The organism is Streptomyces sp. NPDC027962 (genome assembly GCF_055566095.1).
Genome location: NZ_JBVHTA010000012.1, coordinates 136,652 through 161,413 on the forward strand (window position 1 = coordinate 136,652; position 24,762 = coordinate 161,413).

At 68.1% G+C, this 24,762-nt stretch carries 26 protein-coding genes and 1 pseudogene; 17 read left to right on the plus strand and 10 right to left on the minus strand.

Going from position 1 to position 24,762, the window contains the following annotated elements:
* Positions 1-19 precede the first annotated feature (19 nt).
* The 5 genes and pseudogenes from lanKC to ACZ4SA_RS14425 form a co-directional block, all read left to right on the plus strand.
* Positions 20-2,620: a class III lanthionine synthetase LanKC gene (gene lanKC, locus ACZ4SA_RS14405; RefSeq protein ID WP_468273799.1), complete on the plus strand. Its 2,601-nt coding sequence runs from the start codon at positions 20-22 to the stop codon at positions 2,618-2,620.
* Positions 2,617-3,915 carry a YcaO-like family protein gene (locus tag ACZ4SA_RS14410; protein ID WP_468273802.1) on the plus strand — a complete coding sequence of 433 codons (1,299 nt, stop codon included), beginning with the start codon at positions 2,617-2,619 and terminating at the stop codon, positions 3,913-3,915. Before lanKC ends, ACZ4SA_RS14410 begins: the two co-directional genes overlap by 4 nt.
* A 58-nt stretch (positions 3,916-3,973) precedes the next feature.
* On the plus strand, positions 3,974-5,041 hold the full coding sequence (locus tag ACZ4SA_RS14415) for a glucose-1-phosphate thymidylyltransferase (protein WP_468273804.1): 1,068 nt from the start codon (positions 3,974-3,976) through the stop codon (positions 5,039-5,041).
* A complete protein-coding gene (rfbB, locus tag ACZ4SA_RS14420; RefSeq protein ID WP_468273806.1) occupies positions 5,032-6,069 on the plus strand; it encodes a dTDP-glucose 4,6-dehydratase in 1,038 nt (345 codons plus the stop codon). Before ACZ4SA_RS14415 ends, rfbB begins: the two co-directional genes overlap by 10 nt.
* A gap of 150 nt (positions 6,070-6,219) precedes the next feature.
* Positions 6,220-7,308 (plus strand): annotated as a pseudogene (locus ACZ4SA_RS14425) (methionine--tRNA ligase); the annotation flags it as partial.
* Between the two features lie 224 nt (positions 7,309-7,532).
* On the opposite strand, the gene ACZ4SA_RS14430 reads toward ACZ4SA_RS14425, so the two are convergent.
* The 6 genes from ACZ4SA_RS14430 to ACZ4SA_RS14455 all read right to left on the minus strand — a co-directional run bounded on the left by ACZ4SA_RS14430 (position 7,533) and on the right by ACZ4SA_RS14455 (position 11,669).
* The gene (locus tag ACZ4SA_RS14430; RefSeq protein ID WP_468273808.1) at positions 7,533-8,393 is read right to left on the minus strand and encodes an abortive infection family protein; all 861 of its coding nucleotides are present in this window, start codon (positions 8,391-8,393) and stop codon (positions 7,533-7,535) included.
* Between the two features lie 96 nt (positions 8,394-8,489).
* On the minus strand, positions 8,490-9,293 hold the full coding sequence (locus tag ACZ4SA_RS14435) for a protein kinase family protein (protein ID WP_468273811.1): 804 nt from the start codon (positions 9,291-9,293) through the stop codon (positions 8,490-8,492).
* 120 nt (positions 9,294-9,413) lie between these two features.
* Entirely contained in the window at positions 9,414-9,626 is a 213-nt protein-coding gene (locus tag ACZ4SA_RS14440; RefSeq protein WP_468273813.1) for a hypothetical protein, read from the minus strand.
* Complete coding sequence (locus tag ACZ4SA_RS14445) at positions 9,623-10,726, minus strand: radical SAM protein (RefSeq protein ID WP_468273816.1); 1,104 nt, start codon at positions 10,724-10,726, stop codon at positions 9,623-9,625. The genes ACZ4SA_RS14440 and ACZ4SA_RS14445 overlap by 4 nt, the downstream gene beginning before the upstream one ends.
* A gap of 53 nt (positions 10,727-10,779) precedes the next feature.
* Positions 10,780-11,232, minus strand: coding sequence for an ATP-binding protein (locus tag ACZ4SA_RS14450; protein WP_468273818.1), 453 nt, complete (start codon positions 11,230-11,232; stop codon positions 10,780-10,782).
* Between the two features lie 8 nt (positions 11,233-11,240).
* Positions 11,241-11,669, minus strand: coding sequence for a hypothetical protein (locus ACZ4SA_RS14455; protein ID WP_468273820.1), 429 nt, complete (start codon positions 11,667-11,669; stop codon positions 11,241-11,243).
* A 155-nt stretch (positions 11,670-11,824) separates the two neighbouring features.
* On the opposite strand from ACZ4SA_RS14455, the gene ACZ4SA_RS14460 reads away from it, so the two are divergent.
* From ACZ4SA_RS14460 to ACZ4SA_RS14480, 5 genes are all read left to right on the plus strand, one after another.
* A complete protein-coding gene (locus ACZ4SA_RS14460; RefSeq protein ID WP_468273823.1) occupies positions 11,825-12,949 on the plus strand; it encodes a hypothetical protein in 1,125 nt (374 codons plus the stop codon).
* Positions 12,946-13,614: a YdcF family protein gene (locus tag ACZ4SA_RS14465; RefSeq protein ID WP_468273825.1), complete on the plus strand. Its 669-nt coding sequence runs from the start codon at positions 12,946-12,948 to the stop codon at positions 13,612-13,614. Before ACZ4SA_RS14460 ends, ACZ4SA_RS14465 begins: the two co-directional genes overlap by 4 nt.
* A 46-nt stretch (positions 13,615-13,660) precedes the next feature.
* Complete coding sequence (locus ACZ4SA_RS14470) at positions 13,661-14,350, plus strand: WbqC family protein (protein ID WP_468273827.1); 690 nt, start codon at positions 13,661-13,663, stop codon at positions 14,348-14,350.
* A gap of 100 nt (positions 14,351-14,450) precedes the next feature.
* Entirely contained in the window at positions 14,451-14,750 is a 300-nt protein-coding gene (locus tag ACZ4SA_RS14475; RefSeq protein WP_468273829.1) for a transposase, read from the plus strand.
* On the plus strand, positions 14,747-15,634 hold the full coding sequence (locus ACZ4SA_RS14480) for an IS3 family transposase (RefSeq protein ID WP_468273832.1): 888 nt from the start codon (positions 14,747-14,749) through the stop codon (positions 15,632-15,634). Before ACZ4SA_RS14475 ends, ACZ4SA_RS14480 begins: the two co-directional genes overlap by 4 nt.
* 441 nt (positions 15,635-16,075) lie before the next feature.
* On the opposite strand, the gene ACZ4SA_RS14485 is transcribed toward ACZ4SA_RS14480, so the two are convergent.
* Complete coding sequence (locus ACZ4SA_RS14485; protein WP_468273835.1) at positions 16,076-16,462, minus strand: DUF6009 family protein; 387 nt, start codon at positions 16,460-16,462, stop codon at positions 16,076-16,078.
* 253 nt (positions 16,463-16,715) lie between these two features.
* Here ACZ4SA_RS14485 and ACZ4SA_RS14490 point away from each other — a divergent pair, with 253 nt between their 5' ends.
* Complete coding sequence (locus ACZ4SA_RS14490) at positions 16,716-17,153, plus strand: hypothetical protein (protein WP_468273838.1); 438 nt, start codon at positions 16,716-16,718, stop codon at positions 17,151-17,153.
* 123 nt (positions 17,154-17,276) lie between these two features.
* On the opposite strand, the gene ACZ4SA_RS14495 is transcribed toward ACZ4SA_RS14490, so the two are convergent.
* Both ACZ4SA_RS14495 and ACZ4SA_RS14500 read right to left on the minus strand, forming a co-directional pair.
* Complete coding sequence (locus tag ACZ4SA_RS14495; RefSeq protein WP_468273841.1) at positions 17,277-18,662, minus strand: hypothetical protein; 1,386 nt, start codon at positions 18,660-18,662, stop codon at positions 17,277-17,279.
* Positions 18,662-19,276, minus strand: a complete 615-nt coding sequence (locus tag ACZ4SA_RS14500; RefSeq protein ID WP_468273843.1) for a hypothetical protein — start codon at positions 19,274-19,276, stop codon at positions 18,662-18,664. Before ACZ4SA_RS14500 ends, ACZ4SA_RS14495 begins: the two co-directional genes overlap by 1 nt.
* 282 nt (positions 19,277-19,558) lie before the next feature.
* Between ACZ4SA_RS14500 and ACZ4SA_RS14505 the strand changes: the two genes are divergently transcribed.
* Both ACZ4SA_RS14505 and ACZ4SA_RS14510 read left to right on the plus strand, forming a co-directional pair.
* A complete protein-coding gene (locus tag ACZ4SA_RS14505) occupies positions 19,559-20,794 on the plus strand; it encodes a helix-turn-helix domain-containing protein (RefSeq protein ID WP_468273845.1) in 1,236 nt (411 codons plus the stop codon).
* A 29-nt stretch (positions 20,795-20,823) separates the two neighbouring features.
* Positions 20,824-21,354, plus strand: a complete 531-nt coding sequence (locus tag ACZ4SA_RS14510) for a flavoprotein (protein WP_468273848.1) — start codon at positions 20,824-20,826, stop codon at positions 21,352-21,354.
* 216 nt (positions 21,355-21,570) lie between these two features.
* Here the strand turns inward: ACZ4SA_RS14510 and ACZ4SA_RS14515 are convergent, their stop codons facing one another.
* Complete coding sequence (locus tag ACZ4SA_RS14515; RefSeq protein WP_468273850.1) at positions 21,571-21,957, minus strand: winged helix-turn-helix domain-containing protein; 387 nt, start codon at positions 21,955-21,957, stop codon at positions 21,571-21,573.
* Between the two features lie 433 nt (positions 21,958-22,390).
* Between ACZ4SA_RS14515 and ACZ4SA_RS14520 the strand changes: the two genes are divergently transcribed.
* Genes ACZ4SA_RS14520 through ACZ4SA_RS14535 form a run of 4 tightly spaced genes read left to right on the plus strand, consistent with a single transcriptional unit; the run spans position 22,391 to position 24,724 of the window.
* Positions 22,391-22,687: a hypothetical protein gene (locus ACZ4SA_RS14520; RefSeq protein ID WP_468273852.1), complete on the plus strand. Its 297-nt coding sequence runs from the start codon at positions 22,391-22,393 to the stop codon at positions 22,685-22,687.
* Complete coding sequence (locus ACZ4SA_RS14525) at positions 22,684-23,691, plus strand: DUF2637 domain-containing protein (protein ID WP_468273854.1); 1,008 nt, start codon at positions 22,684-22,686, stop codon at positions 23,689-23,691. Before ACZ4SA_RS14520 ends, ACZ4SA_RS14525 begins: the two co-directional genes overlap by 4 nt.
* Positions 23,688-24,338: a GGDEF domain-containing protein gene (locus ACZ4SA_RS14530; RefSeq protein WP_468273856.1), complete on the plus strand. Its 651-nt coding sequence runs from the start codon at positions 23,688-23,690 to the stop codon at positions 24,336-24,338. Before ACZ4SA_RS14525 ends, ACZ4SA_RS14530 begins: the two co-directional genes overlap by 4 nt.
* A complete protein-coding gene (locus tag ACZ4SA_RS14535; protein ID WP_468273858.1) occupies positions 24,338-24,724 on the plus strand; it encodes an RRQRL motif-containing zinc-binding protein in 387 nt (128 codons plus the stop codon). The genes ACZ4SA_RS14530 and ACZ4SA_RS14535 overlap by 1 nt, the downstream gene beginning before the upstream one ends.
* Positions 24,725-24,762 lie beyond the last annotated feature (38 nt).

Consider the following 24,762-nt stretch of genomic DNA (forward strand, 5'->3'; position numbering starts at 1 on the left):
GGGACAGGTTTACAGGTACATGGACATCGATCGGCATCTGCACTTCTGCCCGCCCGGCAGCCCCTACTTCGACCTGCCCGTCCGGTTGAACGACGAGGAGTCGAACTTCCCGTTCGCCCGTGAGGAACTCCCGCCGGGCTGGACCCGCGGCGGCGACACGGAATGGCTCGGTGTGACCCCGCCGGACGTACGGCTCCCGGCACAGGGCTGGAAGATCCACGTCTCCGCGACCCCCGACAACGCCGAACGCGTCCTCACGACCACCGCGAAGTACTGCCTCGCCAACGGGCTCACCTTCAAGTTTATCCGCAGCCCGCACCTGCTCGCCCAGCGCAACGGCAAGTACGGAGACCGCAGCGCCAGCGGCAAGTTCCTGACGCTCTACCCGGTGAACGAGGCGGAGCTGGCACGCGTCCTGGACGAACTCGGCGACCTCCTCGACGGTGAGGACGGGCCGTACATCCTCAGCGACCTGCGCTGGCGCTCCGGCCCGCTGTACGTGCGCTACGGCGGCTTCACCGCGCGGACCGTGCGGGGATCGCGCGGTGAGCCGGTGCACTGCGTCGAGGATCCCGAGGGCAACCTCGTGCCCGACCACCGCGGCCCCGGCTTCCGGCCGCCGTCGTGGGTGACCATCCCGGACTGCCTCGGCGAGGCGCTCGCCGCCCGCAACGCGGGAACCCTCACCGACTTCCCCTACCGGGTGACCGCCGCGGTGCACTTCTCCAACGGCGGCGGTGTCTACCGCGGCACGGACACCCGCACGGGAGGAGAGGTGCTCCTGCGCGAGGCCCGGCCGCTCGCCGGACTGGTCGAGGGTGTGGACGCGGTCGAGCGCCAGCGCCAGGAGCACTGGGCGCTCGAGCGGACCGCCGGCCTCGACTGCGTGCCCCGGCTCCTCGACTACCGCCAGGGCAACGAGCACTGGTTCCTGGTGCGCGACTACGTCGAGGGCGAGCCCCTCGCCAAGCTCATCCTGCGGCGGAACCCGCTCACCAGAGGCAGCGACGACCCCGAGGACTTCGCCGAGTACAGCCGCTGGGCGCTGGACGTCCTCGCGCGCGTCGAACGGGGCGTCGGCGAACTCCACGGCCGGGGCGTCGTCTTCGCCGACCTCCACCCCTCCAACGTGCTCGTCCGCCCCGACGGCGGCGTCACCTTCATCGACTTCGAGACCGCGAGGCCGACCGACTCCACGGCCCCGCAGACCCTCGGCGCCGTCGGCTTCACCGCGCCGCAGGACGTCACCGGTACGGACATCGACCGCCATGCCCTGGGCTGCCTGCGCCTCGCCGTCTTCGTCCCGGCCACGGCCCTGCTGATCTGGGGCGCCGAGAAGGCCCAGCACCTCCTCGACGCGATCCTCGCGCGCTTCCCGCTGCCGGCCGGCTTCGCCGACGACGTCCGGCGCGACCTGCGCCTCGACCCCCCGGCGCAGCCCACGCCGCCGGCCGACTGGCCCGCCGCCGGCGGGGAGCGATGGGAGGAGCTGCGGCACGAGATCGCCGAGGGCATCCTCGCCACGGCGACCCCGGACCGTGAGGACCGGCTCTTCCCCGGCGACCCCGAGCAGTTCTTCACGCCCGAGGGCGGCTCGGCCTTCGCGCACGGGGCGGCCGGGGTGCTCTGGGCACTGCACCGGTCCGGCACCGAGATCCCCGACCCGCTCGTGGAGTGGATGACCGACCAGGCACGTTCCGTCGACGCACCCCGGCCGGGTTTCTACGACGGCCTCAGCGGCATTGCGTACACCCTGCTGAGCCTCGGTCGCACCGACGAGGCCCGGGAACTGCTCGGCCGCGCGGTGGCCGCGTACGAGGAGGCGGCGGCCGGGCAGGCGGCGGCCGACGACTCCCTGCGCGGCGGCACCAGCGGCCTCGGCCTCACCCTGCTGCACTTCGCCCGTGCCACCGGCGACAGCGCCTGGCTGGACCGCGCCGACGAACTCGCCGCGGCCCCCTGCCCGCCCGGACCCGCGGACGGCAGGCGCCGGTTCGGTCTCCTGCGCGGCCCGTCCGGGCGCGCCCTGTTCCTGCTGCGGATGTACGAGGAGACCGGCGACGCCGCACACCTCGATGCCGCGATACGCGCCGCGCGCCAGGACCTCGACCACCTCGCCCACCCGGAGGGGGGCCTGCCCGAAGGCATCACCACCCCGGTCCCCGTGCTGGGCCTCGGCTGCGGTGGCACCGCGATGGTGCTGCACGACCTGCTGCGGCATCGCCCCGACGCCGGGCCGGCCGCCGCCCTCGACACCATGCGCGCCCTGGCACACCGGCAGTTCCTGCCGCAGGGCGGCCTGTTCCACGGGCGCGCCGGCATGATGCTCGCGCTGCTGCACTGCGGTGCCGGGGAGGGCGACGCCGACGGCACCGCGCTGCGCCGGGCGGTCCTGCGCAACGCGCGGGACTTCGCCCTCCAGACCGTGCGGGACAACGGCCGTACCGCCTTCCTGGGCCACGAGTCGCTCAAGATCTCCACCGATCTGGCCACGGGAGGTGCCGGCGTGCTGCTCGCTCTCGACGCGGCCTTCGGCGGGCGCGGGACCACGCTGCCGTTCTTCGAGGCCGCGCCGGACCGCTTCACGGCCACGCCGCACCCCGTGGTCGCGGCATCGTGATCGACTTCCTGGCCACCGTCGGCGCGGAGCACGGCCTCGCGGACCGGTTCGTGGTCCGGCCCCCGAGCCCGGGTGATCCGCTCTGGCAGGTTTTGGTGCGGCTCACCGCGGGTGCCACCGAACAGGACGACGCGCACGGCGGGCGACCGAGCGGCACCTTGAGCCCCCGGGTCGTCGGTGCCTACGGCCACTCCCGTACCGACGCCCTGACCCGTGGGGTCGGAGAGGCGGTGGAGCGGTACGCCCTCTTTCCCGAGCACGGCGCTCCCACGGGCGCGGTACGGGGAAGGCTCGGCCGGCTCGGCGAGGCCCGTGCGCTGCCTTTCCACAGTCCCGAGGTGGCGCTGGGCGATCCGCACGCCGCGGACGAGGAGCACCTCTGGTACCCGGCCCGGCGGCTGCGTGACGACAGCGAGGTGCTGGTGCCGGCCGGCCTGGTGGACTACCCGGCGCCCACGGAGGCGTACGCGTCCTTCGACCCCACCCCCTCGGGTGCCGCCGCCGGCCACGGGTACGAGTACGCGCTGCGCTCCGCGCTCCTCGAAGTGATCGAGCGCGACGCCTTCATGGTGGCCTGGGAGCGGGGCCTGCGCCTGCGGCGCGTCCTGCCGCCCGAGCTGCACGGGGACGGCGGGCGGCGGGCCGCCCGCCACCATGTGCTCACACTGCTCCGGCGGACCGAGCGGGAGGGCCTCACCCCGGTCGTTGCGGACCTGCCCACCGGTCTGGCCGGCGTCCACTGCTCCGTCGTCGCCGTCCTGGACGAGCGGCAGCCCCTGGCGACGGTCGGCTGCAGTACGAGTGACGACCCGTGGCAGGCCGTGCGCGGCGCGCTCCAGGAGGCGCTCCAGCTGCGCACGGTCGTGCGCGAGCTGAGGTGCGAGGCGACGCACGAGGCCCCCGAGCTGGTGCTCACCGACGACGACCGGCTGCGGCACCTGGTGTCCCGGCGCGGCTACGAGCAGGTCACCGAGTGGGTGTCGGCCTTCTCCGGGGACGCCGCCACCCCGCCGCCCGAGAACTCCTCGGTGACCACGCCGGAGCTGGCTGATCTCCTGCTCGCCGACGACGCCGACCCGCTGGTGGTCGACCTGGGGTTCCGTCTGCCGCCGGGGCTGCGGGCGATGGGCTGGTCCGTGGTCAAGGTGATCCCGGTCGGCTACCAGGCGCTGCGGCTGTCCGAGGCGCACGACTTCACCTGGCACCGGGGCCGGCTGGGGACGGCCGAGTCCCGTACCGGCTGCGCATCGGCCCCGGCCTCGCCGCGGCACCTCCGCCCGCACCCACTGCCATGACCACATCGCCCCTTGCCATGACCACCACCCCGATCGCCCTCTCACGTCAGGAGCCCTGGTGAAAGCGCTGGTCCTCGCGGGAGGCAGCGGGACGCGGCTGCGGCCCCTGACCCACACCTCCGCCAAACAGCTCGTGCCGGTCGCCAACAAGCCGGTCCTCTTCTACGGTCTGGAGTCGATCGCCGAGGCGGGGATCACCGAGGTCGGTGTGATCGTCGGGGCGACCGGCCCGGAGATCCGCACGGCGGTGGGCGACGGCTCGCGGTTCGGACTGGACGTCACCTACATCGAGCAGGAGGAGCCGCTCGGACTCGCCCACGCGGTGCTCGTCGCACGCGACTTCCTGGCCGATGACGACTTCCTGATGTTCCTCGGCGACAACTTCATCGTGGGCGGGATCACCAAGGTCACCGAGACCTTCCGCAGGTGCCGCCCGGACGCGCAGATCCTCGTGACGCGGGTGCCCGACCCCTCCGCTTTCGGCGTGGTGGAACTGGACGCCGAGGGACGTGTACGGGCTCTGGAGGAGAAGCCGCGGGTCCCGAAGAGCGACCTGGCTCTGGTCGGTGTCTTCTACTTCACCCCGGTGGTGCACGCGGCGGTTCGAGCCGTCGCGCCCTCCGCACGCGGCGAACTGGAGATCACGGACGCGCTCCAGTGGCTGGTGGACACGGGACACGAGATACGCTCCGAGTCCGTCACCGGCTACTGGAAGGACACGGGGAACGCGAACGACATGCTCGACGTCAACCGCACGGTGCTCGGCAGCCTCGCGCACCGCGTCGAGGGCCTGGTCGACGCGGAGTCCGATCTCACGGGGACGGTCGTGGTCGAGCGCGGAGCCGTGATCACGCGCTCCCGGATCGTGGGGCCCGCGGTGATCGGCCCCGGCACCACGGTCACCGGCTCCCGGATCGGCCCGTACACCTCGATCGCCGGCGACTGCCGCATCGACGACAGCGACATCGAGTACTCCATCGTCCTCCAGGGCGCCCGCGTCACCGGTGTCCGCCCGGTCAACGCCTCGCTCATCGGCCGGGAGGCGACGGTCGGACCGGCCCCGGCCGCCCCCGGGGCCCATCGCCTGATCGTCGGCGACCACAGCAGGGTGCAGATATGCGCGTGATGTCCACCGGCTCCGAGGCGGCCCCGGCCAGGATCCTGGTGACCGGCGGGGCGGGCTTCATCGGTTCGTCATACGTGCGGGCCCTGCTCGGCCCCGACGCCGAGGCCCCGCCCGCCGCCCTGACCGTCCTGGACAAGCTCACGTACTCGGGCAACCCCGCGAACCTCGCCCCGGTCCGCAGCGATCCCCGACTCTCCTTCGTCCGCGGCGACATCTGCGACGCGGCGCTCGTGGAACGCCTGCTCGCCGACCACGACGAGGTCGTGCACTTCGCCGCCGAGTCACACGTGGACCGCTCCCTGGACAGCGGCGAGCCGTTCGTCCGTACGAACGTGCTGGGCACCCAGATCCTCCTGGACGCCGCGGCCCGAGCCGGGGTACGGACCTTCGTGCACGTCTCCACGGACGAGGTCTACGGCTCGCTGGGCCCGGCCGACGCCCCCTGGACCGAGGACAGCCCGCTGGCGCCCAACTCGCCCTACTCCGCCTCGAAGGCATCCTCGGAACTGCTGGCCCGCGCCGCCTACCGCAGCCACGGCCTGGACGTGCGGATCACCCGCTGCTCCAACAACTACGGGCCGTACCAGTACCCGGAGAAGCTGATCCCCCGCTTCGTCACGAACCTCCTGGACGGACTGCCCGTACCCCTCTACGGCGACGGCTCCAACCTGCGCGACTGGCTGCACGTGGACGACCACTGCCGCGCCGTCGACCTGGTCCGCACCCGGGGCCGCGCCGGCCGGACGTACAACATCGGCGGCGGCACGGAACTCACCAACAAGGAGCTCACCGCCGAACTCCTCACGGTCTGCGGAGCCGACGCGGACCAGGTACGCCACGTCGCCGACCGCAAGGGCCACGACCTCCGCTACGCGGTGGACTGGACCCGGGCTCACGACGAACTCGGCTACCGCCCCCGCCACGATTTCGCCGCATCCCTCACCGCCACGGTGCACTGGTACCGCACCCATCGCACCTGGTGGGAGCCGCTGGCAGCACATGTACGGGGCCAGGCGCGGGTCGGCTGACCGACATAGGACGGCTCGTGCCGCCCGCCGGCCTGCGGCCCTGGGGAACTGCTCCCGGCGGCACGGGCGGTGTGGTCGCTGAGGTCTGTGGCGCCGGAGGTTCCGCCCGGTCAGCCGCTCTGTGGAGCTGAGGGGGTCCGCGGTATCTCGTTGGTCCTGACGGATCTGATCGACCCGCGCTCGGCGATCAGCGGTTCCACGGATCTGGAAGTCCGCGAGACCAAGCACCTCTTCCTGCTGCAGTCCAAGCTCCAGCACGAGGTCGAGGCGTGGATCGGCGCGGTCAGCGCGGAGTGGCCGCACCTGTCCTCGGCCATCGCCCGCAAGTGGCTGACCGAGGGCCTGAACGACCGCGCGATCACCCGCGACCTCGACTGGGGTGTCCCTGTCCCCGCCGACACCTGGCCGGACCTCGCCGCCGGAGGCAAGGTCTTCTACGTCTGGTTCGACGCCCCGATCGAGTACATCGGCGCGACGAAGGAGTGGGCGGACACCGCCCAGGACGGTGAGACCCGTGACTGGAAGTCGTGGTGGTACGAGGCCGACGACTCCGTTCGGTACACGCAGTTCATGGCGAAGGACAACGTCCCCTTCCACACGGTGATGTTCCCGGCGACCGTGCTCGGTGTGCGTGAGCCGTGGAAGAAGGTCGACGTCGTCAAGGGCTTCAACTGGCTGACGTACTAAGGCGGCAAGTTCTCCACCTCGCAGAAGCGTGGCGTCTTCACCGATGCGGCCCTGGAGATCCTGCCCGGTGACTACTGGCGCTACTTCCTGATCGCCAACGCCCCCGAGTCCGACGATTCCTCCTTCACCTGGGAGCACTTCACCGCCACGGTCAACAAGGACCTGGCCGACACCCTCGGCAACTTCGTCAACCGCGTGCTGTCCTTCTCCCGCAAGCGATTCGGCGACGAAGTCCCGGCGGGTCACGGCGCCGGCGAGGCCGAAGCGAAGCTGGGCGAGGAGATCGCGCGGCTGCTCGCCGAGTACGAGGAGCAGATGGAGGCCCTCCAGTTCCGCAAGGCTGCGGCCGCGCTGCGCGCCCTGTGGTCGGCCGGCAACTCCTACCTGGAAGAGAAGGCCCCCTGGCTGGAGATCAAGACCGACCCGGACGGCGCCGCGCTGACCCTGCGTACGGCGATGAACCTGATCCACCTGTACGCGGTCGTCTCCGAGCCCTTCATCCCGGCCTCGGCCGCCGTCATGCGAGGCGCCTTCGCCCTGGAAGGCGACACCTAATTAGCCTTTCGTGCGGCCTGCCGCAGCGCCCGCCAAGCTATCCGCACCACCGCGCTTCGAGGGGTAACGGCGTTCACCAGGCCATGCTCGGCGTTTCCCGGTCTCACGACCTAAACTTCACCGGATAACCCACACCCTATACGGGGCTGCCTTCGAATTGCATTGCGGAGCAAGTTTGCAAGGTTCTGCAGGCGAGACGGTATCTGTGGGGATGGAGCGATTTAGACCTTGGCCTTGCGCCACGGTGCGGTGGGGTCCGACAGGGTGTCGAGGATCAGCTCGCACCAGGCGACGGCAGCGTTGACCGTGAGTCGGGCGTGGCGCACTCCAAGCCCGGACGGTGCGCTCGCCTGGCCGTGACCGCTGCCGAAACCCTTGTTGCGTAGTTCGGCGACCCCGACGGCGATGTTCACCGAGCCCGAAAGGATCTTCTTCACGGCCTTGCTGCCGTCTGGTCCGTCAGGCGCCGAGCCGGCGTCAAGCCTCAGCGCCTTCTGGACAGTGCTGATCAGAGCGGGAAGTGCGGCGTTCTTGTCGACCTCGATACTGAGTTCGTTAAGAGCCGTCTTCGCGGTTGCCTCGATGAGCTGCTTGGCTGCGCCAATGGCACCGTGGGGATCTGTTGTGAGGTCTCTGCGGATACGCTCCAGCTCGATCGTGATGCCTGAGGCGTCGCTCAGGCCGCTCAGATCACGGACCAGCACCGGCGGGTTGGACCAAGAGATCCTGCCCTCCTGATCGAGAGCGAAGCCGTCCCGTTCCAGGCGCACCCTGATGTCGTCCAACCACTTCGGTGTGCCCTGATCGCCCGGGTCGCGGTACGCGCGAATGAAGTCCTCGAAAACCAGGAGCGCACGCCGCGCCTGGTTCGAGTCTGACCAGTCGACACCTTCCGCGTAGAACATGAACTCGGTTCGACGCTGGCCCGAGTCCTGGTACTTCAGCTCGTCTGGAGGGATGGGAGCGAACCCGTGGTCCTCCCACAGCTCGGCCACAATGCGGACGGTCAGGTCCGTGGCCAGAGAGCGAAAAGCATTGCGGGTCGCGGGGCTCACCAGATCCCGCCGTGCGGTGACGGTCATAGTCTGAAGATGGGAGCAGACGCTGGCGCCCGTCTCGGTCTTTTCGCAGTGGACGTCTGTTGCTGGCGAACGTCGCCCCCTCTGTTGTTACTGGGCCTACGCCCCTCTGTGGAGTACGAGCCTGAACGCAGCGGCCCGCTTGGCCATCCCCTGCTTCCACGGCGTTGGATCCTCCTCGGCGATCTCCCGCCACAGCACCGCGGATGCGGAACCGAATGCCGTCAGTGCCTCCGGATCGGTGTTCCGCCACGACGGGAAGCGGCCTGCGAACATGATCGCGTCCTCCGCCGGGTGCCCGGCGTCCATGAGCCTCAGCGCCAAGGCGCCTGGATCGATCCACGCCGCACCGCGCGTTGGCCACGCCCAGTCGATGAGGCGAGCACGCCCGTCGGCGATCAGGACGTTGTGCGGTGCAAAGTCGGTGTGCAGCAGGGTGTTGCCGCTGAAGTGCTGGAGCGTTCCGGGCGGAGCGTAATCCGCCCAGCGGTCCACCGCGTCCTTGATCTCGATGTCGGCCGGAGCGGTGACCCGTTGCAGTTCGGTGAGCGCGGCTTCTACGAGCACCAAGTCGGCTGAGCCGGGCCTGTAGTCGGCGTGGCGACCGCTCAGGACCTCGTATCCGAGAAGGCTCCATCCACCGACTTCCAGGTGCCAGTACAGGCGGGGACAGGACGTGGGCAGGTGGGGGGCGATCTCCGCCTCGCGGCGCTGTGCTGCGACCTGCGGATGATCACTCGCGATGCCCTTCACGAAAACGCTGCCGCTCTCGGTCTCCAGGACGGAGGCGACACCGGAGTTCATGCCGCCGGTCATGGTCACCGCCTGATGCACGGCGCCGGTCTTGTCGGTGACAGCTTGGCGGACGTCGGCGGGGAGCTGATCGAAGGGAATGCGAGACATGGACACGCGCGGTTCCTCATGGGGCTCGGAGACAAGGGAGTGCCGCCCCAGCCAGGGTATGACCGGGGCGGCACTCATGGGATGCGTACGCGAGCGGTGCGGCGCCCGCCTGCGGTGTATTTAGTACGGCTGGTCGTCGCCGGCCGAGCAGCTGCACTCGGCGCCTTCGGCGGCCTCGTCCAGGTCGATGATGATCTGGACCTCGTCGTCGCGGATGGCCGCGGCCGGCAGGGGCACGGGCAGGGTTCCGACGGTTCCGTCGGTGGGGCGCTGGCCCAGACTGAGCAGCACCGGTTCGCGTGGCGAGGTGAGGGTTGTGGTGGGTGGGGTCATGATCCGTAGCCTCCGTGTTGGCAGTAGAGCTCTCGTCGGTCCCCCGCCTCCTGGTAGAGCTTGGCCAGCGGCCGGCAGGTACGGCAGGTGCCGACCTTCGTGCAGCCGGAGCATCCACCGGTGCGGAGCTGTAGGGACTCGGCGATGGCGCCGAGCCGGGTGAGGGCGGCGACGCCCTCGGTCACGAGGTTCACGCTCGGGTCGCGGCCGACCTTGCAGACGGACGCGATGCCGTGCGGGTTGACGTGGAAGAACGTCCGGCCGGCATTGCAGCCGGTGAAGATGCTCCGGGCCTTGATGTGGCCCTCGGCCTGCGTCGCCAGCGGGTTCGCCTCGCCGTCGATCGTCGGCGACATGTTTGTGAAGACCTGGTGCGGGAAGCCATAGCGCACACACAGAGCCACCATCGCGTCGACCTCATGGGCGTTGTCGTCCGACACGATCACGTTCAGCCGGACCGGCAGCCGGTCCTGGTGGGCGGCGTCCAGGCCCTGGATGAACCGGCCGAACGCGCCGCGGTTGCGAGTGACCTTGTCGTAGGTGCCCGCGGTCGCGCCGTAGACGCTGAGCGTGAGCCGGTAGGGCCGGTGGCGGGCGAACAGCCCGCGGATCGGCTGCTTGCGCAGGGAGGAGCCGTTCGAGGAGACCTGCACCATCATCCCGAGCTGGTGGGCGTACTCGTAGGCAGCGCCGAACTCGCGGTCGATCAGTGCCTCGCCGCCCGTGATCTGCAGCCAGAGCACGCCCGCGTCGCGCATCGTCCGCAGGAGCTGCTGCTTGCCCGTCCAGTCCAGGCCCTCGAAGCGCTTCTCGCCGAGGTAGCAGAACTCGCAGTCGTAGTCGCAGCCGAGGTTGATCTCCCAGGATGCTTTCGCGTACCCGTACGGCGAACGCTCGCGGACGAGGACGAAATCGCCGACCGCCCCGTTAGGCAGTTCGATGCCCCACGCCTGCCGCGCGGCATCGGCAAGCCAGGCCGGCAGGGGGTCTCCCTCGTGGCTCGCGGCGCGCAGCTCCTCGTAGCGGATCCCAGGAATGCGCACACCGACCGCACGGCCTGGCTGAAGAAGGAGGTGCTGGGCGAGGAACGGGCTGGCCACGAGACGCGTGCTTGAGGCGGCAGGCGCAGCCCGATCCGGTGTGCCGATTGTGGTCATCGGACCTCCACAGGGCGGTCGTCGCGGTCTGAGCCGGGAGGGCTGATCGGGTGTGCGGCGCCGCCCACAGTCTTGAAGCAGGACCAGGTGATCTTCCCGAGCGGGGTACGGTCCTCGACTCCCCACTCGTCGGAGAGCGCGGCCACCAACGTCAGGCCCCTCCCGGAGAGATCCGTGGCGGTCGGCTCACGCAAGACAGGTCGTTGGCGACGGCTGTCGTGTACTTGCAGACGTACGCAGCCGTCGTCGATGTCGAGCCGGACGAGGAAGCCGTGTCCTGGGGCGGTGCCGTGGACGACGGCGTTCGTGGCGAGTTCGGAGACGCACAGGCGGATGTCCTCGGTGCGGGTCCGTAGGCCCCAGCCGTCCAGCGTTCGAGTGGCGAACTCCCGTGCCTGACGTACGGACTGGTGTCGAGCGTCGAAGAACTGCTGAAGCGACTCGGGCATGACGTGCCTCATGACTCCGCGCCCAGGACGCGAACTTGTGCCCGGAAGCTGCGGTGGGCGGGCTCGTGACGAAGAGCCGAGGGACGCGTGGTGCGGGGTCGGCGAGCCAGTAGGAGGCGGGCGCCGGTCGTCTCGATCCAGCGAGTGCGTTCGGCCGCGACGTGCTTCGGCCCCAGGTGGGAGAGGGCCGGCGCGACGACGCCATAGACGTCCGGAAGAGCCAGCGCGTCCAGCAGTCCCGTGAACGCGGCGGATCTGGGTTCGGTTGTCACGTATCGGTCCATGAAGACGCCGGAGAGCTGCAGTTCGTGGGTGCGGCAGTAGTCCACCAGCGACGCGCGCAGGGCCGTCTGACGGGCTGCGGAGACGCCGACCAACCGCAGAAGGCCGTATACGAGGGGACCGCTGACCGGGCGATGCTCCGTGAGGGGTTCCATGCTTGCGACCGTCCAGGCGACTCGGTGAAGTGGTGACCTCTTGAGCGTGGCTGTTGCCCAACGTCGTTGGAATCACCGACTGTTCTACTTGCGTTCCACTTCCGACCCACCGGCCGCACGCTTCTGCTTCCATGACCGGTGGAAGGGAGCGACGCGTGGCGACCGTGCACCACTGGACCGGCCTGGAGGCCAGAGCCTTGCGGCTCGCTCTCCGCCTGAGCGTGCGGGCTTTCGCCGAGCGCCTCGGTCTCGCCGCCGCGACCGTCTCCAAGTGGGAAAAGCTCCTGTCCACGACCGAGCCCCGACCCGACACGCAGGCCATCCTCGACACTGCACTCGGCCGCGCCGATGCCTCCGTACACCTGCGCTTCGAAACACTCCTGTCCGAGATGGCCGGCCCTGGGCAGGCGGCGGCCGGACGCCGGGTGACGACTTCCGGGCCCAGAGCCTGGGAGTACGAGTCGTGGACCGACGACCTGGACCGTGCCGTCGTCGCCCTGTCCCGGCAGAACTTCACCTTCGCCGACAGCCTGCTGGGCAGATGGCTCAACCGCTTCAAGGCCACTGAACTCGACGACAAGGGCCTGTACCTATACGCCCGATCCACCGCGCTACTCGGTGACCTCAAGCGTGATCAAGGCGCCGTGCTCGGACCACTGTCCGCCCGCCACTCCTACGCGGGCGCACGCTCGATCTTCACCCAGCTCGACATCCCCCGCCGCGTCGCCCAGCTCGATCTGTCCCTCGCGGTCGTCGCGGAGATGTCCGGTGACCTGGAGGCGTCAGCCCGTACGTACGAGACGCTCGCCGTCGACGACCGGCTCTCTCGCCGTGACCGGGCCAGAGCCCGCCTGTGGGTGGGCACCGCGCTCAGCAAGGACGGCAACCACGACTACGCGACCCGCGTGATGCAGGCCGCGACCCGTGAATTCGAAGACCTCACCGAACCCGACGACTGGTCGGTGGCCCATCAGAAGCTCGCCCTGGCCCGCCAGGGCGTCGGCGACCTCACCCAGGCCCTGCACTTCATTGACATCGCCCGAAGCAGCGGGAGTACCGACTCACCGATGCAACGCGTACGACTGGATACCGCTCACGGCCACATCCTGCTCTCCGACACGGCGACCCGCGATGATGGGCTACGCGTTCTCGGCCAGGCCGCTCGGACGGCCGCGCAGTACGGCCTCGTGCACCAACTGCGCAGTATCGAGAACGTCAAGGCCAGCAGTGAGGGGCCGCCCGGGGCCTCGCCGACGGTGATCAGGGAGACGAACGCGTGAGTGACAACCAGCAGGCCATCACCGAAGACCAGTGGCACCAGGCCAAGGCGATCTGGGACTACCACCAGATGCACCACCAGGCCCGCCCCGTGGACGTGGCGATCGGCCTGGGCAGCCACGACCTGGGGGTGGCCACGCGCGCCGCCGAGCTGTACCACGCAGGTCTCTTCCCCACGCTGGTCTTCACCGGCGGCAACAGCCCGACCACCGCCAAGGTCTTCCCCCGCGGCGAAGCGGTGCACTTCCGCGAGCACGCCATCGACCTCGACGTCCCCGCCTCCGCGATTCTGCTGGAGCCCCACGCCGCGAACACCGGGGAGAACATCACCCTCGCCCGCGAGGTCCTGGCCGACGCCGGCATCACCCCGAAGAAGGTGCTGCTGGTCTCCAAGCCCTACATGGAACGGCGGTCGTACGCCACCGCCCGCAAGCTGTGGCCCGAGGCCGAGATGGTGTGCGCCTCGGAAACCCTGGAGTTCGACGACTACCTCAAGTCCATCGGCGACGAGAGGCTCGTGGTGGACATGCTCGTCGGCGACCTCCAGCGGGTGATCGAGTATCCGAAGCTCGGGTTCGCCATCGAGCAGGAGGTCCCGGAGGACGTGCATGCTGCGTACGAATCCCTCATCCACGCCGGCTTCACCAGCCGCCTCATCGCTTCCTGAACCCTCCTCCCCGGGCGGCCTGTGCGCCATCCACCAGCCCAACTTCATGCCCCGGCTGACCACGCTGGCCAAGCTGTTCGCGGCGGACCACTGGATCGTCCTGGAAGACGTGCAGTTCGTCCGCCGCGACTACCAGCATCGCGCCCGCATCGCCACACTCGACGGTCTCGGCCCGAACCGGTGGCTGACCATCCCCACTCACCGCCCCTCCGGGCGCGCCACCCTCATCAGAGACACCCTGATCGCTGACCCTGCCGCGGCCCGACGCAGAGCCTCATCGATCCTGCGCCAGCAGTACGGGACCAGTCCTCACTGGCCCGCCGTTGAGCGAGCCCTTCAGCCGGTCTGGAACGCGTTCGACACAGGAAGGGTCGCGACGGTGGCCGCAGCCTCGACTCGCGCCCTGCTCGAACTGCTCGGATGGCGGGGACAGATCTTCATCAGCAGCACCCTGCCGACACGCACGGGCCGGTCCGAGCGGCTGGCCGACCTGGCCGGCGCTACCGGTGCACGCGCGTACCTGTGCGGCACCGGCGGTATGACCTACCTGGACCACGCCCCCTTCACCGAGCTGGGCGTCGCCGTCGTCCCGTTTCTTTCCCCGGCCACTGGGCTGTGGACCTCGGGGCGACAGGTCAGTGCTCTGCGGGCGCTGGCCTCCCGCGGCCCCGACGCCGTGGGAGCCCGGATCCGGGCTCTCGCATTCGCCCACGATGCGCTGGGGTGCGCGGCCTGACACCGCTTCGGGTACGGAAGCGGGTGTGATCAATGAAGCTTCCCCTTGATCGTGGACACCTGGAGACTGGGATCTTGAGTTCCAGAGGAAGTAGCACCAGGTGGGAAGCAAGTACACGAAGCGGTACACCGAGGAGTTCAAGCGGGACGCGATCGCGCTCGTGGATTCGTCCGGCAAGACAGTCACCGCGGTGGCCCGGGAGCTCGGCATCAGCTCGGAGTCCCTGCGGGGCTGGTACCGCCGGGCGAAGGCGGACCGGGGCGAGGGCGGGTCCGGCGAGCTGACCAGCGTCGAGCGCGAGGAACTCAAGCGGCTGCGCAAGGAGGTCCGCGAACAGCAGCAGACGATCGAGATCCTGAAAAAAGCGACGGCCTTCTTCGTGAAGGAGAACGACCGGTGAACGAGCTGTACCGGTTGATCCACGCGGAGAAGGCGGCCTATCCGATCGTCCTGCTGTGCCGGGTGCTGAAGGTCTCCCGCTCCTCCTACTACGCCTGGCGCGAGGGCGAGGCCGCCCGTCGCGCTCGTCAGGCTGCCGACGATGCGCTCGCGCACGAGATTGCCGTGCTGCACATCGCCTCCCGGTGCACCTACGGTGTCCCGCGAATCCACGCCGAATTGCGCCGCCTGGACCGACGGGTGAACCGCAAACGCGTCGCCCGCGTAATGCGTGAACGCGACATCCGCGGTGTCACCCGCCGAAAGAGGCGTTCGCTGACCCGGCCTGATGTGAAGGCGAAGCCGGCCCCGGACCTGATCGGCCGCGACTTCCACGCCGAGCGCCCCGGCACCAAGCTGGTCGGTGACATCACCTACCTGCTCACCGCAGAGGGCTGGCTCTACCTCGCCTGCTGGCTGGACCTGGCCACCCGCGAGGTGGTCGGCTATGCCATGGCCGACCACCACCGCGCCGAGCTCGTCGTCGACGCGCTCGACATGGCCCACGGCCGGGCCGGACTGCAGCCCGGCTGCGTGATCCACAGCGATCGCGGCAGCGAGTACACATCCACCCAGCTCCGGGAACGAATAGGGAAATTCGGGCTGCGGCAGAGCTGCGGACGCACCGGATCATGCTTCGACAACGCCGCTGCGGAGAGCTTCTGGGCCCTGCTCAAAGAAGAGATCGGCACCCGCACCTGGCCCGACCGGGCCACCGCCCGCGCCGAGGTCTTCAACTTCATCGAGACCTTCTACAACCGCCGCCGCCTGCGCAAGCACAAGACCTTCGGCTATCTCACCCCAGCCGAGACCAGACAGCGGCATCAGCACGCCCTCGCGGCATAACGATCACATGTCCGAGATCACGGGGAAACTTCAGCGCAACTGTCGCCCCAATGACCGTTGAGGCAGTTAGGCATGTTTCTCGGGCGGATGGAGCGCTGTTTTGCGGTCGCGTAGCGCCGAACGGCTCCGGCTGCCGCACCGCACGCGGCCCCCACTGGGAGACTCTGACCAAGATCTTCTCCCAGATTTCTCCCAAGCGATCTCCAGGAATCAGTCAGGGGCCCGACCCGCACTGCGGATCAGGCCCCTGACCTGGTACTTCACTGTCGGGGTGGCGGGATTTGAACCCACGACCTCTTCGTCCCGAAGCAATTCGATCGCCGGGCCGGCCTTGGGCCGGAGCCTCGCTGACCTGGCCCGACGGTGCCTGAACGTCCGTGGTTGTTCGTGTCAGTACGCCGTCGTTGTAGCGCAGTTAGACACTCAGCTGCGCACGGGGTGTCAGGGGTGGGCAGTCGTCTCGTGCCCTGCGACGGGCTTGCCCCAGGCCCGGTCTGTCAGCTCGCCCCAGACTCCTGGCGCGACGGTCCTCGGGTCCACTCCTTCGCTCGGGGCCCCGGTCTTGTAGGTTCCGTCCGGCTGTTCCGAGCGGTCGTAGTCCTTAACCCAGAACACCCTTCGTTTGAACATGCCGGGGGTGGTGCCGCTGGACGCGTCGGCCTTGAGGACCGAATAGCCAACACGTCGGCCGGGACCATCCCACCGCACCGGGCGCCGACGGGTTCCGGCAGTCTCCACCAGCGTTTCGCGCACGTAGTCGAGGGGCGCTATGTCCTCGGTCCAGACGATGCCATCCTCGTCCTTGATCTCGTCAGGGTCGCTTCTCATCCTGTTCCCTCCCAGAGACTTGGCGTAGGTGCTTCCCGCCCTGAGGACGCGCCACTCATGGGGCAGCAAGGCATATCGGAGACGCCTGCGGCGACACAACTGACCAAGAGTCGGCTTCGCCGACGGGCTGTAACACCCTGGGTGTTACAGCCGGTTGTACCGCGAGCACCCGCTTCCCACTGATTGGCGTTGGAGATGCCCGCATTGTCAGTCGAGGGTCGTACGGTCGTCTCAACGAGCGGTTGGAGGCCAAATGCCGGAGGGCTTAAGCGAGTTCATGTGGTGGTGGATCAAGGTGCGCAACCCGAAGGAAGAGAAGCTCTTCCTGTACTACCCGAACAGCGCGAGCGCAGATGCCAAGGTCATCCGAGTGTGCGATCGGGACGGGCTTGATCACGCAATCCTGATTTGGAACGTCTGCCATGGGTGCAGATGCGGTGTGATCGCGAAAATCTCGATCATCAACGAATGGCAGCGGCAGGGCCTCGGGCGGCGGCTCTTGCTGTGGGCTCTGCGCGATGGGCCGGGCTACGACTGGGTCACCTCAAGCCAGTCGCCCGAGGGGCAACAGTTCTTCCCGGCTCTGGCGAGGGAGACGGGCGCTGCCCTCACCAACAAGGGGAGCGCTTGTGGACACATTGACATCGCAAACCGGTCATTCCCCCGCCCCCGGCTCATAGAGAACATCTGAGCTCGCTTTGGCCGGACACCCCGGACAGCCCATGCCCCAGCTGTCCGGGGTGTTTGCGCAGGTCTGAGACCTAACCGGACAGCCGGACAGCTCGGACACCCTTCACAAGAGTCGTATGCCGGCCTACGGCAGGTCCTCTTCCACAGCAGCCAATTCTTCCGAGTCTGGAATATCCCACAAGAGTGGGAGAGCCGTCGACAGCCAATCTGTAAGCGTGATTCGTGCGCTGGTCACGGCTGACGCGTCGCGGCCCAGGAAATCGCAATGTATTTCCTGACCGCCGGGCGTCTTGGAAGTGGCCTTAATGGCACGCGCTTCATTTAGGTAGCTCGCCGGCAGTGCGGATAGACTCTCGGTTGCAAGGACGCTGCGATTTCCCTCTGACTCGACTGTGAAGCTTTCCACACCCTTCTTGATCGTTAGCTCGCTCAGATGGATATTGCTTGAGCGGCGCCTGACGTCTTCGACGGGGATTCCATACGCTTGATCCTGCTTGATGTGCCTTAGGCTCGGCGAGTTCTCTGCAAAGTATGCAGAGTAATCGTCGCCGCGCAGGCAGAGGGCTTTTCGCGTAACCGTCCACTTTGCTGATGTCGCGACGTCGGGCAGCGTCAATTCTCCGACCTTGAGCCGCATGTGTCGAGACCAGAGTCGGTCGAGATTTGCGTGCACGAGGTGCTGGAGATTGACTGGTTCTGCTGTAACTCTCAGGCGAGACAATTGCTCGACTGTAACCGAGGTTCCCAATGCGCGCCAGAATTCAGGGTCGCTGATGGGTTCGAAGTGAATCAGGTATTCGAGGGACTCGTCACCGATCTCGCCGGTCAGTTCCTTTGGTCCTGGGAATCCTTCAATGCGCCCTTGGGAGGAAATCCATACGGCCTGTAGGAACTGGGTCATCTGCCTTGACTGGGCTGGCATGAGGTGATGTTGAAGGGAATCAACGGCACTCTCTGTAGGGGCGACGTCCGCGGCCCGTGCCCCCTCGAACCCCCGACTTACCGCTGCTGAGATCTGCTCCGCACCGGCCGAGTCCATCAAGCCACGACCACCCCTGAGGAGGGCCGACGATACGAGATTGGCAATGCTGCGATCCTCGCGGTTCTTGGCCAATCGATCCATACCATGCACGTCAGTCACGAGTACGTCATTCTGGTGACTCAGGTCAGCTACGGCGTTCATTGACGCTGAAAGGTTCACGCCGTCGTCCAATCCGTAGACGATGGGGTGAAGTTCGCTGATCAATTCGACATCTTCAGCGAAGTATTTGGGGGCGTCTGGGAGACGCAGAAAGACGAAACGCTTTTTGGTCGCGTTGGACTCGGGCCAAGAGAGCACTAGGTCCGGAGAGAAGGTATGATTGAAGTAATCGGTGTTTTTGATTTCGATCCGAGGGTCAACGTCTCGAAGTTCCCTGATTACCAACTCTTTTACGCGTCGCGCGCTTGAGTTAGGGTTTGGATCGTATAGGGCATCCCGCAAGGCGTGCGCATAGTCGGTTTTTGACATCAGAACCCCTCCTCTGCGGTCTCGCGCTCTCGTATCCAGCCGAGGTGTCTCTTGCTGATTACTAGCTCTTCCTGGCGCTTACTCAGGAGTATGAGCCAAAGTCTATCGGCTACTTCCTTGCAAACTTCGTCGTCAACAATTGATTCTGCTTCGCCCTGAACGTCGCATCCGAGCGCCTTCTCGTGGTGCAACAGGACGGCGGAGCGCACTTCGAGGGCTGTGCACAATTTCGACCATTTGGTTAGAGAGAATGGATGCCAGGTGATCCACATGAAATTGTCGCAGCGATCGGGTCGCGTGACGTACGCCCGATAGCATTTCGCCAGATACTCGACGTACATTGAGCCCTGATGCCCGGGCGTCTCGTAGAATTTTGATTCAACGAGGAACTCTTGCCCGTCTAGGTCTCCACCGATCAGAATGCCGCCGAGGTCGTAAGAGAACTTGGCGCCGTCAGTCCAATCGAACGTCAGTTTCGGGATGGCGGTTGGGTTCGGGTTAACCCAGCGGGCGTTGGCGCGCGTTGTCGCGTCGAGCCAGTGCTTGGCCCGTCGAGCCCCCTCTTCGCCCTTGCTGTGCAGCAATTCTCCCGACATGCGGATCAGCGTACCCACAGGGTGGCCGTTCGGGGACCCTGTGTAGCTGGACCTTGTCGACGAAAGGTGCTTGATCGTTGCCTGGATCACGATCACCGCCCCCCGGCCCACGTTAGGCGCCAGCTGCTGACTGCTCTGGCTTGAACCTAGCTGGCTCTGAGCCCGGACAAACTGGCGGGGTCGTCGCCGAGTTGAGGCGGCACACTGGCGGCGGCAACCGGACCTCGGTGCGCGTTCCGACCACAAAACGTCAGTACCGTGAGAAGTGGTTCCCTACCCAGTTAGCGGGAGGCAGCACCAATGCGTGGTCTTGGAGATCACCTCAGCATCGGCGAACGAATCGCGTTCTACCGGAGGCGCCGCGGATACACGCAAGAGGTGCTGGCCGGGCTGGTGGGCCGGAGTACCGACTGGTTGGCCAAGGCCGAGACCGGCCGGCGCAAGCCGCCCCGGATCGACATGCTCGCCGAACTCGCGCGCATCCTGCGCGTCCCCCTCGCGGACCTGGTCGGTCAGACCGTGCTCGTGGAAGACGAGAAGCAGCAGGATGATGTGCCGGCAGTGCGCGACGCGCTCATGAGTCCAAGGCGGCTCTCACGTCTCCTCTTTGGCCCGGAGGCAGAGGCTCAACTCCCTACGCCTGCGCCGATTGCCGTCCGAGTCGAAAAAGCGTGGAACGACTATCAGGGCGGCCGCCTTGGCAGCGTGATCGCAGCGCTACCCGGTCTGCTCCAGACTGCCCAAGAGCTCGAGGACCGAGCCGCTCGCCGCGAGGAGGACCGTCACGACTGTTGGGCAGTATCGGCCCGGACGCACCATCTCGCAGCGACGACGCTCGCGAAGATCGGCGAATCGGACATCTCATGGCTTGCGGCAGAGCGAGCCATGCAAGCGGCGGACTCATCGGACGACCCGCTCGTATTGGCGTCGGCAGCCCGCTCGGGTACGCATGCCCTGCTCGCCAACGGCCGGTACGAGGCTGCGATGCAGCTGGGCGACGCCACTGCCAACTGGCTTGCCCCGCGGGTAGCGGATAGTGACCCGTCCGCGCTGAGCCTGCTCGGCATGATTCATCTGCGGGCTGCCGTAGCGGCGGCCCGCCACCAGGACCGCCCCACAGCGACCCGTCTCCTCGACCGTGCCGAAGAACTCGCGGACGACCTCGGCTCGGATGAGAACTACTGGCAGACCGGCTTCGGTCCGACGAACGTCCTACTGCACCGGCTGTCCATCGAGCTCGACCTCGACAATGTCGCCTACGTGGTCGAGAACGGACGGATCAACGTGGACCACATGCCCCAGGAGCGCAGCGTCTCCCACCGCATCGACTTCGCCCGCGCCCTCTCGCTGGCCGGACATGGAGATGCGGCGTTCGCGGAACTCCGCATGGCCGAACGTACGTCGCCGCAGCTCGTACGCAACAATCCCAGGGTGCGCGAGACGCTGCGGGATCTGACCAAGCAGTCCCCGGTGACTGCGGGTGCCCGCTCGTCCGAGGTGTTCGTGATGGCTCAACGGTGCAGGGCGGTGCAGTGAGTACGGGAAAGCAGGGAGTTCTCGGGGTCGTGGCTTCGGGGGCCGGCGGGGTGGAAAGGCTTCGCACCGGGCTGGTGGAGCCTGCGATCGATCGGGGATGGCAGGTGGCCGTGACGCTCACGCCCACCGCCGGCAACTGGCTTCGGATGAGTGGTGAGGTCGCCAGGCTGGAGAGTGCGACAGGCATCCCCGTACGCGATGAACCGCGGCTCCCAGGAGATGCGCGACCGCATCCGCCCGTTGACTGCTACGTGGTCGCCCCCGCGAGCGCCAACTTCGTAGCAAAACTCGCGACAGGCATCGCGGACAACCAGGCGCTGACTCAGGTGGGCGAAGCCCTCGGCACGCTGGGTCTTCCCGTTGTCGCCTTCCCGAGGGTGAACGCAGCCCACGCGCGTCACCCGGCTTGGGAGCGTCACCTCGCAGCTCTGAGGGAGGCAGGCGTGCACCTGGTCTACGGGCCAGATGTCTGGCCGCTGTACGAACCGAGGGAAGCGCCGGCTCAGCGCTCAATCCCGTGGGCGGCAGTGCTCGGCACGGTGGACCAAGCCATGAAATGACGCTTCGTCAACACCCCTGACCTGCAACGACAATGGACCCGGACAGTCTGTCCGGGTCCATCGTCGTTTCCGCTCCCAAGCTGTCTTGCATGTCCGAGACACTTCAGCACCATCACAGCAGAGCGGCGCTCACGCCCGCTCAGCACGCGCTGCTCACGGCAAGTCTCCGTAGGGCGCGAACCGACGTGGCCGGGCTCGTCTTGCGGGCCCACTCCGTCACGGGGTGGGTGTTGAGTCGTCGGAGTTCACGACGTGCTCAAGGTGATCAAGCCGCTCACCGAGCTGACGGAGCGTCTCGTGAATCGCGCTGATCTCCGTAGCGAGGGCGATGAACGCCGACCCGCCGCTCTGTACTTCGTTGGCCGGGTGCGCCGGGTCGACCACAAAGGTGCCGCGCCCTTGCTGGGAGTACACGAGACCTTCCTCGCTGAGCTCTCGATACGCGTTCTGCACCTTGACCAGCGTCACTCCGTACTCCTTGGCCAGATCGCGGGCTGCCCGCAGTTGGTCGCCGGGGCTGAGGGTTCCGTTCACGATCTCTTGCCGGATGTCTGCGGCGATGTCTTTGGCCGTGGGGCGAGGTGTGCCGGCGCTCTTCTCCATGCGTCGAGGGTAACCGGCCTAGGTCAATTTCCATCCGGACGCTCCCCTTGACGATGCGGATAGACCTAGGTAACTTCCTACCTGGAATTGACTTAGGTCAATCTGACGCTCTGCATTGGCGAAGCCGAGCCGAAACCGCAGTACCAGCGCCCGGAGAGCCCCGTGAGACGGGTCCGAAGGAAGCGCCCGTTTCTTGAGAACTGAATCGCACGGCGTCTGGCAACAGACCGTGCACCTACCAGTGGTTTGGGTCCCGCCGCCTCCTCTCGGGGCGGCGGCGGTGGCCATGGCCACTCGTCACAGACGAACGGCTGCCGCGGACCTGCTCGTGGGTTGCGGCTTGCTCAACACGCACACGCTCGTGCAGCGGGACTCCCCAGCAAGGTCGCCCGCCGCCCGGGTTCTCCCTGTTCCTTCGATTCAGGAGAGCACCATGCGCACATTCATCGGCGGCCATCAGGTCGTCAGTGACACCGATTTCATCGAACTCGCCCTGGGCACGCCGGTTGAGCTGTGGCTCGGGGTGGAGGGCGAGAGCGAGATGGAGCGCGCGGCCCGCCTGGACGCGGCCCGCGACATCCTCGCCGACAACCCCGACCTGCCGGACGACGTGAGCCGGGTCGCCGCGGAGGCGATCGAGATGTTCGCGCCGGAGCTGTTCAACGTCATCCCGCTGCCCGCGCCGAGGGTGGCTCGCCGCCGGCCGCGCCGGAACGGGGTGGCGGCATGACTACTGCTGCCGAGGTGTCGCGCCCGGCGGTGCCGCCGTTGACGCGTCCGGAGATGGGCCTTGCCGGTGTCGGTGCATTCGCCGCGGCCGGTGTCGGGGCGCTGGGTCTGATCTCATCGTTCGACGCCGTGTCGGCCGCCGCGCTGCGGTGGGGGTTCGGTGAGCCGTGGATGCTTCCCGTCGGTATCGACGTGGCGATCCCGGTGTTCACCGTGGCGAACCTGCTGTTGATCCGGATGGACATGGCTCTCGCCTGGGTCCGGTTCGTTCCCTGGATTCTCACGCTGGTGACGTGCGGCCTAAACGTCGCCTCCGGCCCGGGGGCGTGGGCGAAGGTTGCACACGGCACGATGCCGCTGCTGTGGGTGGTGTTCTCCGAGATCGGCGCCCACATCTACGCGGTCAGGATCGGCGCGGCAACCGGCCGGCGGATGGACAAAATCCGTGCCTCGCGATGGCTGCTCGCTCCGCTGTCGACGTTCGCCCTGTGGCGGCGGATGACGCTGTGGGAGATCACCTCCTACACCGACGCTCTCGGGCGAGAGCGGGAGCGGCAGCTCGCCCGCGCAGACCTTCGCGAGCGGCACGGCCTTCGGTGGCGTACGCGCACCCCGCGCCGCGAGCGCGTGCTCCTCAAGCTCGGGGAACTCACCCCCGCGGGCGAGGAACTGCCGCCTGCGGAGCCCGCCCCCGAGCCGCCCGCCGCGCCGGAGGCGGACGCGCCGAAGCCACCGCGCAAGCGCACCACCAAGACCAAGCCCAAGGCAGGCAAGGGGCAGCGCACTGCGGCGGAGCTGCTGGCCGAAGCCCGTGAGACCACGGCCGGTTGGGCGGATGACGCGATCAACGCGGAGGCGATCCGCACCACGCTGCACTGCTCTGCAGCCAACTCCCGCGTACTGCGGGACGCGCTGCTGAGCGAGCGGGCCGACGGCCGGCGCCTGCACCCCGTCGACGCCGACACCACCAAGGACAGCAACGACAGCGAAGGGGCGGCGGCATGAGCACCCTCTTAACCACCCTGGCCACCGCCGCGCCGCTGTCGACAGCTTGGGCACTGCACGCGCTCTGGCTGCGCCGCCGCCTGCACACTGCCCGCCGCGACCCGATGACCGGACTGCGGACCCGCCAGGGATTCACTCGGCGTGCCACCGCGCTGCTGCGCGATGAGCGGGCGGTGGTCGTCCTCGCCGACGTCGACCGCTTCAAGCAGATCAACGACCGACACGGCCACGCGGCCGGGGACGCGCTGCTCAAGGCCACGGCTCAGCGGCTCGCCCACTACGTCGGCACCGATGGGGTGGCCGGGCGGCTCGGGGGCGATGAGTTCGCCGCCGTGGTCATCGACCGCAACGGCACCGCGGCCGATCTGCTGGCGGTGTTGCATGGGGTGCTCGCCCGCCCGGTCGATGGCCAGGCGCCGGCCGTGCGCACCACGGTCTCGCTCGGCTGGGTCCGCGCCGCCGACCATCCGGGCGAGGACCTGTCCCAGCTGCTTGGGCGGGCGGATGAGGCCATGTATGCGGCCAAGCAAGCACGCGCCGGTGTCCGGCGGGCGGGGCTGGGGCGGCTGTTCGCCACGGTGGCCGGCCGACGCTCCGGCCGCCGCGGAGCCCGCACCGATACCCCGCCGGTCGGGATGGCTGCCTGATGTTCCCGGCGTTCGGCAAGTGCTACGACCCGGCGGGCGCGATATGGGGGATACCGACCTTCCCGTGGCGCTTCGCACCCGACGGCTACGCCACCCGCCGCCAGCTTCGCGCCCGCGGCCTACGGCCGGGCGGACAGCCGGTCGCCGCGCAGGTGATGCGCCGCTCCCGCCGCCGCAAGAACGGCGTGCTGGTCGCCTACCTGTACCGCGTCGACCGGGCCAAGCCCATCCGGCCCATGACCGCCGGGAAGTCGGCCGCGCTCGCCAAGGCGATGCGCGCCCGACGCACCTGCCCCGCCTGCCGCACGGACGCCGGATACGTCATCCCGACCTCACTCGGTATGTGCGTCTCCTGCGCCTACCCCGAAGAACAGCGCGCCGCCTGAACAACCACCACGGGCCCGACCGCTCACCTCTCACAGCG